This window comes from Flavobacterium sp. UGB4466, assembly GCF_903469665.1.
In the GTDB taxonomy this organism is placed as follows: domain Bacteria; phylum Bacteroidota; class Bacteroidia; order Flavobacteriales; family Flavobacteriaceae; genus Flavobacterium; species Flavobacterium lipolyticum.
Genome location: NZ_CAGKLC010000041.1, coordinates 1 through 13,764 on the forward strand (window position 1 = coordinate 1; position 13,764 = coordinate 13,764).

The 13,764-nt window shown below is 35.7% G+C and carries 8 protein-coding genes; 6 read left to right on the plus strand and 2 right to left on the minus strand.

Annotated features, from left to right (window positions below):
• The first annotated feature begins 235 nt into the window (after window positions 1–235).
• The 6 genes from asnB (at window position 236) to JO950_RS11685 (ending at window position 12,134) form a co-directional block, all read left to right on the plus strand.
• Window positions 236–1,852, plus strand: a complete 1,617-nt coding sequence (asnB, locus tag JO950_RS11660; protein WP_202702798.1) for an asparagine synthase B — start codon at window positions 236–238, stop codon at window positions 1,850–1,852.
• 306 nt (window positions 1,853–2,158) lie between these two features.
• Window positions 2,159–4,894 carry a pitrilysin family protein gene (locus JO950_RS11665; protein ID WP_202702799.1) on the plus strand — a complete coding sequence of 912 codons (2,736 nt, stop codon included), beginning with the start codon at window positions 2,159–2,161 and terminating at the stop codon, window positions 4,892–4,894.
• Window positions 4,895–5,246: 352 nt separating this feature from the next.
• A complete protein-coding gene (gene gyrB / locus JO950_RS11670; RefSeq protein ID WP_202702800.1) occupies window positions 5,247–7,187 on the plus strand; it encodes a DNA topoisomerase (ATP-hydrolyzing) subunit B in 1,941 nt (646 codons plus the stop codon).
• 109 nt (window positions 7,188–7,296) lie between these two features.
• The gene (gene mdh, locus JO950_RS11675; RefSeq protein ID WP_202702801.1) at window positions 7,297–8,232 is read left to right on the plus strand and encodes a malate dehydrogenase; all 936 of its coding nucleotides are present in this window, start codon (window positions 7,297–7,299) and stop codon (window positions 8,230–8,232) included.
• Between the two features lie 227 nt (window positions 8,233–8,459).
• Window positions 8,460–11,435 carry a protein translocase subunit SecDF gene (gene secDF, locus JO950_RS11680; protein WP_202702802.1) on the plus strand — a complete coding sequence of 992 codons (2,976 nt, stop codon included), beginning with the start codon at window positions 8,460–8,462 and terminating at the stop codon, window positions 11,433–11,435.
• 84 nt (window positions 11,436–11,519) lie between these two features.
• Window positions 11,520–12,134 (plus strand): acyloxyacyl hydrolase, encoded by a 615-nt coding sequence (locus tag JO950_RS11685; protein WP_202702803.1) that lies wholly within the window; start codon window positions 11,520–11,522, stop codon window positions 12,132–12,134.
• A gap of 381 nt (window positions 12,135–12,515) precedes the next feature.
• Here the strand turns inward: JO950_RS11685 and lgt are convergent, their stop codons facing one another.
• Together lgt and yidD are read right to left on the minus strand one after the other, a co-directional pair.
• A complete protein-coding gene (gene lgt, locus JO950_RS11690) occupies window positions 12,516–13,448 on the minus strand; it encodes a prolipoprotein diacylglyceryl transferase (protein ID WP_202702804.1) in 933 nt (310 codons plus the stop codon).
• 64 nt (window positions 13,449–13,512) lie between these two features.
• Window positions 13,513–13,752, minus strand: a complete 240-nt coding sequence (gene yidD, locus JO950_RS11695) for a membrane protein insertion efficiency factor YidD (protein WP_070906973.1) — start codon at window positions 13,750–13,752, stop codon at window positions 13,513–13,515.
• Window positions 13,753–13,764 lie beyond the last annotated feature (12 nt).

Sequence of the window (13,764 nt, forward strand, 5' to 3'; positions counted from 1 at the left end):
AAATTGTATTATTTCAGTTAGTTAAAAGTTTTTTTAAGCAATGATCTGATTTTACTTTTTTATATTTGGCATTTGCTGAAATAAAAATGGTAAGAACTAAAAATGTAGCTGAATAAGTACATAAAATTCAGAAATAATATTTAGCTTAGCCAAACATTAGAAAAAGATTAAATATTGGATTAACGTATTTAATGTTTAAAAGAATAAAGAGAATAATAAAAAAATATAGAACAGTATGTCTGGATTATTAGCTGTTATAGGTAAAGGTAAAGACCCGCAACTCGTAAAAGAACTTTCTGCAAGAATGTCGCATCGTGGTCCTGATGAAAGTGATTTGCATATTATGGAAAATGGCAGTATCATTTGCCATGAAAGTTTGTCGATTATTGATTTAAAATCAGGTAAGCAGCCTATTCAGGGAACTAACAAGGCCTGGATGGTGCATGATGGAGAGATTTACAACTATCAGGAACTAAAAGACACAGTCTTAAAAGGGCATACCTTCAGAACAAAATCAGATTCAGAAGTTATCGTGCATTTGTACGAAGAACTTGGGCATAAGTTTTGTCATATGCTGGATGGTGATTTTGCTTTTGTAATTGTTGATGGAGATAATTATATAGCAGCCAGAGATGCAGTTGGTGTAAAACCGTTGTATTATGGACTGGATGAGAGAGGGAGAATTTATTTCTCATCAGAAATGAAGTCCATTTCAGATCAGTGCAAATCCTTTTCAACTTTTCCTCCGGGGCACTATTATACAGGGAAAACCGGTTTTGTAAAATACTACAATCCCGAATATGAAGACCACTCCAAAGCCAATCAAAAATTAGATTTAGATTTAATTCGGAATACTTTAATTGAAGCAACCCGTAAACGTTTAATGAGCGAAGTTCCTGTGGGAGTATTACTTTCAGGAGGATTAGATTCTTCATTAACGTCAGCGATTGCTGCGCGATTATTGAAAGAAAACGGAGAAAAACTGCATTCGTTTTCTATCGGATTAGATGCTGATGCACCTGATAATAAAGCGGCAAGATCTGCGGCAGCATTTTTAGGGACGGAACATCACGAAATCTATTTTACAGTTGAAGAAGGAATTGAGGTTTTAGAAAAAGTAATTTATCATATTGAAACTTATGATATTATCTCGGTACGATCTGGAGTGCCATTGTATTTGTTGTCAAAGGTAATTGCTGATAAAGGAATTAAAGTAATTCTTTCCGGTGAAGGTGCCGATGAGGTTTTTGGAGGTCATTTGTATTTTAGAAATGCACCATCAGCAGAGGAATTTCAGGATGAAACTATCGAAAGAGTACAAAAATTGTTTACTGCTGATTTACTGCGTGCCGATAAAATACCAATGGCACATGGACTAGAAGCGAGAATTCCGTTTTTGGACAAAGAATTTTTAGAAGCGTCAATCCGAATCAAAACCATAGAAAAACAACCCAAAACATACGATGGAATTGAAAAATACATTTTGAGAAAAGCTTTTGATACACCAGACGACCCTTATTTGCCAGAGGAAGTTTTATGGAGGCAGAAAGAACAGTTTTCGGATGGAGTGGGATACAACTGGGTAGATGAATTGATTGAATTCTGCGCGGGACAGGTTTCAGACGAACAGCTTGCAGGAGCAAGTGCAGAATTTCCGTATAATTCACCAACAACTAAGGAAGCTTATCTGTACAGATCGATTTTTCATAAATTCTATCCACAAGTTAGTTCAGCACAAACCGTTAGAAAATGGATACCGAAATGGCAGGAAAATCAGGATCCGAGCGGAAGAGCTAATGCAGCGCACGTCAAAGCAGGTGTTGAAGCTTCGAGAGCAGGAATTGTTGCTTAAAGTATGAAAGGAGCGCTGCTTCTTAATAGATGGAACACAATCATTATTGAAAATAAGTTTTAAAAAATCCGGAAAGACATGTCAAATGTAGTTCCGGATTTTTTTATGATTTGAAAGAAGAAAAACTTTTAGTTACCAAAACTCAAATTCCAAAACCCGAAACCCGAAACCCGAAACCCGAAACCTGAAAATTTAAGATCTGAATCCTTGAACATTTCTAAAAACTAAGTTAATTGTCGCTCTTTGTGTTTAGGAAAAATATTATATTTGGTTACCATTAATAACTAACCATTTTAAACTTTATCTATGAGAAACTTATTGCTTAGCAGTGTTTTGTGCTGCTCACTAGCTTCATTAAGTCCGGTGTATGCACAAAAAACTGACCTGCCAAAATATATTAAAAATGTCGAAGGAGTAAAAGAATATTCTCTGAATAACGGATTGAAAGTGCTCTTGATTCCGGATGCTTCCCAAAGTAATATGGTGGTAAATATTGTCTACAATGTTGGCTCCAGAAACGAAGGTTACGGAGAGAAAGGGATGGCTCACTTATTGGAGCATATGCTTTTTAAGAGTACAAAAAATTTAGGGGACATTAAAAAAATGCTTTCTGAAAAAGGAGGCGCTGCTAATGGTACAACCTGGCTGGATCGTACCAATTATTATGAAGTTTTTCCATCGAATGATGAAAATCTGAAATGGAGTATTGAAATGGAAGCAGACCGAATGATCAATGCGACTATTTTACAGACCGATTTAGATAAAGAATTTTCTGTAGTTAGAAACGAGTTTGAAATAGGTGAAAACAACCCTGACGGTGTTTTACAGGAAAGAATACTTTCTTCGGCTTATTTGTGGCACAATTACGGAAAAAGTACCATTGGAAGTAAAGAAGATATTGAACGCGTAAAAGCAAACAGATTAAGAGTTTTCTATGAGAAATATTATCAGCCGGATAATTCAACCCTGATAATTGCCGGAAAATTTGATGAGAAAAAAGCACTGCAGTATGTAGGTCAATATTTTGGAAGTATTGCAAAACCTAAAAGAGTTTTGGATAAAACGTATACGATAGAGCCGGCACAAGATGGCGAAAAGTACGTGGAGCTGAAAAGAGCCGGAGACAGTAAAAATATCGGAGCATTGTATCACACTGCAGCCTATGCAGATAAAGACTATGCAGCAATTGATGCTTTGGGTGAAATTTTAACAGCAGATCCGTCGGGTTATTTGTACAAATCATTGGTAGAAACTCAAAAGATTTCCAGTATTTATTATTGGCAGCCAACCACCAGAGATGCCAGTTTTGTGTATTTTGGAGTAGCTGTTCCTAATGATAAAGACGTTGTAGCAACAAAAGAACTGGTAAGAGCCGAACTGGATAAAATTGGATCAACCCAATACACGGATGAAGATGTAAGCAGAGCAAAAGCTAAGATTATTAAGCAAATTGAAGGGGTTAAAAATAATACCATTTCTTTTGCTATAAATCTTACCGAAATTGTGGGGGCAGGCGATTACAGATTAGGTTTCCTGTATAGAGATGCAATCGAAAAACTTACAAAAGAAGACATACAAAGAGTTGCGGAAAAGTATTTTAAAAGTAACAACAGAACTGTCGGAGTATTTATTCCTTCAAAAGACGAACAAAGAGTTAAACCGGTCGAATATACTGACGAGCAATTAGCGGCTTTTACTAAAGACTACAAAGGAAAAGCACTTGAAAAAGAAGCGGCTCCGTTTGAAACTTCTATTAAGAATCTGAAACAAAATTTTGTTGAAGGAAAGCTAAGTAATGGTGCTAAGTATGGCTTGATTAAAAAAGAAATTAAAGGAGGAAAAGTTCAGGCAGCGTTTAAATTTCCGGTAAGTAATGAAAAGGATTTGTCCGGAAAATCAGATGTTGGTGCCATTTTGGCTCAATTGTTAAAGACCGGTACCACCACCCGTACAAAAGAACAAATTACTGATCGTTTAGATCTTCTGAAATCAAGTTTATCATTTGGTTTTTCAGGACAAACATTAACGGTAAGTGTCAGCACCTATAAAGAAAGTTTTAAGGAAGTAATGGAAATCTTAGGAGATTTATTGACTAATGCTACTTTTCCGCAAAATGAGTTAACCAAAACAATCAGTGAATACAATACCTACTTAGAATCGAATTTAAATGACCCTAATTCTCTGGCCTTTATTGAAGTTTCAAGACAAACCTCTAAATATCCAAAAGAGAGTATTTTCTACACTGCGACCGTCCAGGAACAAATTGATGCTTACAAAAAGATAAAACAGCCGGAACTTATTGATTTCTATAAAAACATTTTAGGGGGAAATAATGGAGTAGGGACTGTAGTGGGAGATTTAGAAGCCAAATCTACAGCTCAGATTTTAGAGAGTACTTTTGGTAAATGGAATTCCAAATCAAAATATGAAAGAGCAATACCGACTTATTTTGAAACACAGAAAGCCGATAAAGAGTATATTACTCCTGATAAAGAAAATGCGGTTGCTGTGGGTAAAATCAGTTTTAAAATGACTCAGAAAGATGCTGATTATCCTGCTTTTGTGATGGCTAATGAAATGTTAGGAAACGGAGGTTTTCTAAGCGCAAGAATACCGATGCGATTGAGAGAAAAAGAAGGAATCAGCTATGGAGCAGGATCGTTCGTAAATGTACCCATCACCAATGATGTTTCGTATTGGGCTTATTACGCATTTTTAAATCCAACGAAGAAAAATGCCGTTGAGATTGCGGCAAAAGAAGAAATTGCAAAAGCATTAAAAGAGGGCTTCACAGCAGAAGAGTTAAAATCAAATCTTGTGAGTTGGCTTAATGAAAGAAAAACCCGATTGGGAGATGACGGAACTTTAATGGATTTGACGAATACTTATCTGCAATACGGAGTTCCTTTGGAAGATTATGATACTCTTGAAGCTAAAGTTAAAGCCTTGAAAATCGAAGAGGTAAATGCGGTTGCGAAAAAGTACTTAAGTTTAGATAAAATGACTTCTGTTTATGTTGGAGATTTTAATAAAAAACAATAAAGATTAGAAAAATCAATTTAAAAAATCCAAATTCCATTTTCAAGGAGTTTTAAATTCATGGAAACCGAAATGCATTTTATAATGTTATTTCGGTTTTTTTATACGGTTTAAAAAATAGGCGTTTTGCAATTTAGGCTCTATAAAAGCAATTGATTTTTTGCTGCATTCTAAATTTTTCGAATTTGGAATTTAAGGAAATTGGAATTTAAGTCTTCTTTTAAGCATATTTTTAGGTTTTTCAGACAATTGTGTTGATAACTTAAGTGCTTTAAATCGGAATTTTATGAGTATATAATTTGCGTTTTTATATATTTGCGTGTTAGACAATAAATACATTTTTAGAATAAATTATATGAGCGAAGAAATCAAGAAGAACAATTATTCAGCAGATAGTATTCAGGCATTAGAAGGAATGGAGCACGTAAGAATGCGTCCATCGATGTATATTGGAGATGTGGGAGTTCGAGGGCTTCATCATTTGGTTTATGAAGTTGTAGATAACTCTATTGATGAGGCGATGGGAGGGCATTGTGATACCATTGGTGTTGCCATAAACGAAGACGGATCAGTAACAGTTGAGGATAATGGTCGTGGTATTCCGGTTGATTTACATAAAAAAGAAGGCGTTTCGGCACTTGAAGTTGTAATGACTAAAATTGGAGCCGGAGGTAAATTTGATAAAGATTCTTATAAGGTTTCCGGAGGTTTGCACGGAGTAGGGGTTTCGGTTGTAAATGCCCTTTCTGTCCATATGAAATCTACCGTTTTTAGAGAAGGGAAAATCTACGAACAAGAGTACGAAAGAGGTAAATCATTGTATCCGGTAAAACAAATCGGAGAAACAGAAAAAAGAGGTACACGTCAGACTTTTTACCCTGATAATACCATCTTTACGCAAACTACAGAGTTTTCTTATGATACTTTATCTGCTCGTATGCGTGAGCTTTCTTTCCTGAACAAAGGAATTACAATCACCTTTACAGATAAAAGAGAAGTAAATGAAAAAGGAGAATTCAGAACCGAAGTTTTTCATTCTACAGAAGGACTAAAAGAGTATATTCGTTACTTAGACGGTAACCGCGAGCCAATTGTTTCGCATGTAATTAGTATGGATCATGATAAAGGAGAAATTCCGGTTGAAGTGGCGCTGATTTACAATACAAGTTATACAGAAAATATTTTCTCTTACGTAAATAATATCAATACACACGAAGGAGGAACGCATTTACAAGGTTTTAGAAGTGGTTTAACAAGAACCCTTAAAAAATATGCTGATGCATCCGGAATGTTGGATAAGTTGAAATTCGAAATTGCGGGAGATGATTTCCGCGAGGGATTAACTGCTATTATTTCGGTAAAAGTTGCAGAGCCTCAATTCGAAGGTCAGACCAAAACAAAGTTAGGGAACAGAGAGGTAGTTTCTCCGGTTTCTCAGGCTGTTGGAGAGATGTTGGAGAATTATCTGGAAGAAAATCCAAATGACGCCAGAGTCATTATTCAAAAAGTAATTTTGGCTGCTCAGGCACGTCACGCGGCTAAAAAAGCCCGTGAAATGGTACAGCGTAAAACCGTTATGGGCGGTGGTGGATTACCAGGAAAACTTTCAGATTGTTCCGAGCAGGATCCTGCAAGATGTGAGGTTTACCTTGTCGAGGGAGACTCGGCGGGTGGAACGGCTAAACAAGGTCGTGACAGGAACTTTCAGGCAATTTTACCCTTACGTGGTAAGATTTTGAATGTGGAGAAAGCGATGCACCATAAAGTATTCGAAAACGAAGAGATTCGAAATATCTTTACTGCTTTAGGGGTAACAGTTGGTACTGCAGAAGACAGTAAAGCTTTAAATATTGAAAAATTAAGATACCACAAGGTAATCATCATGTGTGATGCGGATGTCGATGGTAGTCACATCTCTACCTTAATATTAACATTCTTCTTCCGTTTCATGAAAGAATTGATCGAAGAAGGTCACGTTTATATCGCTGCACCGCCTTTATACTTAGTTAAAAAAGGAAACAAAAAAGAATATGCGTGGAATGATGTTCAGCGCGATCAGGCCAACGAGAGAATGGGTGGAAGCGCCGCAATTCAGCGTTATAAAGGTCTTGGAGAGATGAACGCGGAGCAATTGTGGGAAACAACAATGGATCCGAATTTCAGAACTCTGCGTCAGGTAACCATTGATAGTTTGGCTGAAGCTGACAGAGTTTTCTCTATGTTAATGGGAGATGAAGTTCCGCCGCGTAGAGAATTTATCGAGAAAAATGCAGTTTACGCTAATATCGATGCGTAATAAATTTTAACCATCAATTCGTTTAATTGTTTAAATTTACTTAAACGATTAAACGAATTGTCGATTTATCAAACAAACAAATTAATTAATAACCGATAAAGTATAAAATATGAAAGTTACCATTGTAGGAGCAGGAAATGTTGGAGCTACCTGTGCAGATGTTATTTCTTATAGAGGAATTGCAAGCGAAGTAGTGTTGTTGGATATTAAAGAAGGTTTTGCCGAAGGGAAAGCGTTGGATATTATGCAATGTGCCACAAATACAGGTTTTAATACCAAAGTATCTGGGGTGACCAATGATTATTCTAAAACTGCCGGAAGTGATGTAGTAGTTATTACATCTGGAATTCCAAGAAAACCAGGAATGACCCGTGAAGAATTAATAGGTATAAATGCAGGAATTGTAAAAACAGTTACCGAAAACGTACTAAAATATTCTCCGGATACTATTATAGTTGTAGTTTCTAATCCAATGGATACGATGACGTATTTGGCATTGAAATCGACCGGAGTACCAAAAAACAGAATTATTGGTATGGGTGGAGCGTTAGACAGTTCTCGTTTCAGAACCTATCTTTCACTAGCTTTAGATAAACCAGCAAACGATATCTCGGCAATGGTTATTGGAGGGCATGGTGATACTACTATGATTCCATTAACCCGTCTGGCCTCTTACAACGGAATTCCGGTAACTGAATTTCTTTCAGAAGAAGTATTACAAAAAGTGGCTGCCGATACTATGGTGGGTGGAGCAACACTTACAGGTCTTTTGGGAACATCAGCATGGTATGCGCCGGGAGCTTCTGTGGCTTATTTGGTAGATAGTATTTTGAATGATCAGAAAAAAATGATCGCCTGCTCTGTTTTTGTGGAAGGAGAGTATGGACAAAATGATATCTGTATAGGTGTACCTTGTATAATTGGTAAAAATGGAGTCGAAGAAATATTAGACATTCAGTTAAACGATCATGAAAAAGCCTTATTTGCGAAAAGCGCAGATGCGGTGAGAAGCATGAATGACGCTTTAAAATCGATTTTAGTATAACAAATTTCGTAAAAAGAGGAAAAGGCTGCACTTTTGCAGTCTTTTTTTTGAGATTAATTAATAAATAAATTGGTTAATCTTTTCGTTAATTATATATTTGCTCGGGTTAAAAAAAATGTTGTAATTCGTGATCTTGATTTTTTAGTGCTAAAAAATCATATCAGGGCTTATTCTATGGGACTTTAAAACAAAAACAAACAATAAAAAATAATTAATTTTTAGTAATAATGCAGAATAAAGGACTTATTAAATTTTTCGCAATTCTATTTGCATTGGTAAGTATTTACCAACTCTCGTTCACTTTTGTGGCCAATAGTGTCAAAAGTGAAGCTAAAGCTTTTGCAGGAGATAATCCTGATAAAGAATTAAAATACTTAGATTCTATTGGAAAAGAAAAAGTGTTAAACCTTGGTTTTACTGATTTTACTTATAACGAAGTAAAAAACAAACAACTTAATAAAGGTCTTGACTTAGAAGGAGGAATCAACGTGATTCTTCAAATTTCTGTTAAAGACGTTTTGAAAGGATTAGCCAACAATTCTAAAAATCCGGTATTTAATAAATCATTAGCTGATGCAACTGCAAATTTAGAAGGAAACAAAACCTATTTAAATAAGTTCTTTGAAGCTTTTGAGGCTAACTCAAAAGGATCAGTAAAATTGGCTTCACCTGATATTTTTGCAAACAGAAGTTTACAAGGAGAAGGTGGTGTAGATTTTCAAATGTCTGATGCACAAGTTCAAAAAGTAATTAAGAAAAAAGTTGACGAATCTATCGAAAGTGCTTACAAAGTACTTAGAGAGCGTATCGACAAATTTGGTGTAACGCAACCAAACATCCAAAAATTAGGAGAAACAGGAAGAATCTTAGTAGAGCTTCCAGGGGCTAAGGATGTAGATAGGATTAAGAAATTATTAGGAGGAAAAGCTCAATTAGAGTTTTGGGAAACTTTTAAAATCGAAGAAATTGGTAACTTCTTAGTAGCTTCTAACGAAGCTTTAAAAAAGACTGAAGTTAAAATAAAAGAAACTAAAGCTGTTGCTAAAGATTCATTGAATGCATTGTTAACGGATAATGCTAAAGATTCAGTTGATACTAAAAAAGGAAACAATCCATTATTTGACAAAATGTTAGGTCAGGGTGGTGGACCAGTTTTAGGATATTTTGCTCCTAAAGATACTGCAGCTGTAAATGCTTACTTTAAAAGAGCAGATATCAGAGTTTTATTGGGTGCTGACCAACACAATGCAAAATTTGTTTGGAGTAAACCAACTACAATTAAAGACGCAAAAGGAAAAGATATTGAAGCAGTTGAATTATATGCTTTAAAAGGAAACAGAGACAATGTTCCTGCGATGAGCGGTGGAGTTGTTACAGATGCAAAAGATACTTTTGACCAATTAGGAAAACCAGCTGTTTCTATGCAAATGAACAGCCAGGGAGCTAAAGTTTGGGAAGAATTAACGGGAAGAGCTTTCTCTCAAAAAGGATACATTGCTATCGTTTTAGATAATATTGTTTACTCTGCACCAGGTGTTACAAGCGGACCAATTGCCGGAGGTAGATCTGAGATCACGGGATCTTTTGATGTTGCTGAAACTAAAGATTTAGCTAACGTATTAAATGCAGGTAAATTACCGGCTTCTGCAGATATTATTCAGTCAACAGTTGTAGGACCATCTTTAGGTCAGGCAGCAATTGATGCAGGTACAATTTCTTCTGTATTAGGATTCTTATTAGTTTGTTTATGGATGGTATTCTATTATGGTAAAGCGGGTTGGTATGCTAACCTTGCGTTATTATTAAACTTACTTTTCCTTTTCGGAATTATGGCAAGTTTTGGTTTTGTATTGACATTACCAGGTATTGCAGGTATCGTATTAACATTAGGTACTGCGGTAGATGCGAACATTATTATATTTGAAAGAGCAAAAGAAGAATTACGTGAAGGTAAATCATTGTCTGATGCGGTTGTAGCTTCTTACGGATGGCACGGAGCAATGCGTTCTATTATTGATGCAAACGTAACGCACGTTTTAACTGGAGCAATCTTGTTTATTTTTGGTACAGGACCAATTAAAGGTTTTGCATTGACATTATTGATTGGTATCGTAACTTCATTGTTTACATCAATCTTTATCGCAAGAATTTTTATTGACAGAAACATTGCTGGAAAAGGAGATTTAACTTTCTCTACAAGTGTTACTAAAAACTGGTTTACAAACTTCCACTTTGACTTTATTAAAATCAAAAAATTCACATACATCTTCTCTTCAATTGTAGTAGTTGTGAGTTTAGTTTCTATCTTTTTCGTAAATGGATTAGATGAAGGTGTTGATTTTGTTGGAGGAAGAACATTCCAGGTGAAATTTGAAAAACCTGTTGATGCTACTGTAGTATCAGATGAATTGTCTGCTGCTTTTGGTACTCCGGTTGAGGCGAAAATTTTAGGTGATGACGATCAGTTGAAAATCACAACTAAATATAAAATTAAAGAAGACGGTGTAGCTATCGATGAAGAAGTGAACCAAATTTTATACAAGTCGTTAACGAAATATTTCCCTAACACTTCTTACGAAAAATTCATCAACTCATTTGATGGTAAAAAGATTGGGGTTGTACAGCAATCTAAGGTTGGAGCTTCTATTTCTGAGGATATCAAAACGAACTCTTACTGGGCTGTATTAGGTGCAATGGCGGTTATTTTCTTATACTTAATGATCTCTTTCCGTAAATGGCAATATTCATTAGGTGCGATTGCAGCGGTAGCACACGACGTTATCTTTGTATTAGGAATCTACTCTTTATGCTACAAATTCATGCCTTTCCACATGGAAATGGATCAGCACTTTATTGCGGCTATCCTTACTGTAATTGGTTACTCGATGAACGATACTGTAATTGTATTTGACAGAATTAGAGAGTTCATCATCGGAAACCGTAAAGGAAGTTTTGAAGATATCGTAAACGCTTCTATTAACACTACATTATCAAGAACGTTGAATACATCATTAATGATGATCATCGTATTGTTAACGATGTTTATCTTTGGTGGAGAATCTATCAGAGGATTTATCTTTGCCATGTTAATTGGTATCGTAGTGGGAACTTATTCATCATTATTTATCGCTACACCGGTATTGGTTGACACGATTTCAAGTGATGATAAACACACAATCGAAGACAAGCACAATAAAGCATAATCAGATGCTTAAGATATAGAAAAAAGATCCAGTGAAAGCTGGATCTTTTTTTTGTGTTATATTAGACTAATAAAAAAAGTATTTATGGGTAGGAAATTACTATTGATTCTAATTGTTGTTTTTAGCGTGTTTAAAGCCTTAGGACAAACTAAAAACGAAAAGCTGGCCATAGGAATCAATTATGGTTTTGGGAGCGAGTTTAATAATAGAAATTACACGTATACCAATCATTTTTATAAAGTAGAATTGCGTTATCGGCTTAATGAATCAAAGCATTTTAAATATGAGGTTTTAGTCCAGCCGGAAGTTAATTTTGGAAGACATCAATTGATAAATTTTTACTTTGTAAAGCCGGACAGACCTGATTATCTTGAAAAGAGGGAAGAATATACGAAGTTGAAGGAGGTGCATGAGTATGTGTTGAATCTTGGTTTTTTGGTCAGGAAACCAATTGGAAAAGTTTTCTCTGTTTATGCTTCAGGAAGTATTGGGCCAATGATTACCGATACAGAAACAGAAAGAATGTCTAAAGGTTTTGCTTTTGCAGATGTTTTTGCGATGGGTTTTTCGGTTAAAATGAATCGCTTACAGCTGGATGCCCGCGGTAACATTCGGCACGTTTCAAATGGAGGACTAAATGCTGAAAATGCGGGATATAATACCAGAAATATTGAATTGGGTATTTCGTATTTCCTGTAAATAAAAACGAATTAATGAAATTGGAATTTGCGCTGAAAGAGCTATGACAATAGTATAGTGCGTAGCACTGTGAATGATGCTGGCAATTATGAGTTACGCCCTGAAAGGGCAAAAGCCTGATGGCAAAGAAAAGCATCCGGCATATTTTGTATGAGATTCTCTAAGAATGTGGATGTTTTTTTGTTGAGATTTAGGAGCGAAAATTGCTTTTGCCCTTTCAGGGCAGTTTTACATCCTAATCTAACTTATAGTGCTTCGTACTATGCTTTTGCTTTTAGGACTTTCAGCCCTATTCTCTCTCAGCTTTTGTTTCTGATCCAAAAAAAAGCGTCCGATAAATTGAATTATCGGACGCTTTTTTATAGTTTTTTATCGAATGGATTAAGATTCTGCTAAAGGATTTCTTTGCGCTCTAATGACGAAGAAAAGTCCAATAATGATAAACGGAATACTTAGCCATTGTCCGGTAGAAAAAAGACCTAATTCATTTTCAAATCCGCCCTGACTTTCTTTTACAAATTCTACCACAAAACGTACTGCAAATAAGAGTACCAGAAACAGTCCGAATAGTAATCCTGATTTTAATCTTGCGTTCGTTTTCCAGTATAAGAAAAACAAAATCGCAAAAACAAATACATAGCTGATAGCTTCGTATAATTGTGTTGGATGTTTTGCGGGAACCTGAGCCAGTAAATCAGCAAATTTAGGATCTGTTGCGATAGCGGTATACGCAGCTTTAGGATCTGCGATTTGAGTAGCGTTTACCGCTTCGTTTTTACTGAACTGATCGTGTAAAAAACGAATTCCAAAGGCAGATTTTGTTTCATGTCCGATGATCTCAGAATTGAAAAAATTCCCTAAACGAACAAAAATAGCCCCACTGGCAACCGGAATTACAACACGGTCTAAAATCCATAATAATGGACGTTTCAAAATCTTTTTGCTGTAATAGTACATGGCAGCAATGATGGCAATAGCTGCGCCATGACTGGCTAATCCCTGAAATCCGGTAAATTCAAATTTAGGCTCGAATCTGACAGGTAAGAATATCTCAAGTAAATGATTTCTGAAATATTCCCAATCGTAAAATAAAACATGTCCTAATCGGGCACCTATTAACGTAGCTAAAACAGTCCAGACAAATAAAGAGTCTAACTTGTCGATAGATTCGTTTTCGCGTTCAAAGATTTTTTTCATTAAAAACCACCCTAGTCCGAAAGCAATTACGAACATTAAACTGTAATAACGAATCATAAAAAATCCTAGATCGATTCCTTCCGAAGGATTCCAAACGATATTTAGGGGCTGTGTCATGTGCTGTTGTTTTTTGTATTTTGTAAAAATAGATATTTAAAGTAGTGTTGCTCTTTATAAAAAGTTAATGTTTGTGTGAACATTTCTTTTCAGGAACGGGGTCGTAACCGGTTCTTCCCCAGGGGTGGCAGCTTAAGATTCTTTTCATGCCCAGATAGCCTCCATAAAACAAACCATGAGTCTGCAGAGCCTGGATCATGTAAGTAGAGCATGTAGGTTCAAATCTGCAACTCGCCGGAGTAAAAGGCGATATTGCAGATTGATAAAAGCGGACTAATAAAACAAATGGAGTGATTACTTTCATGATTTATTAGAA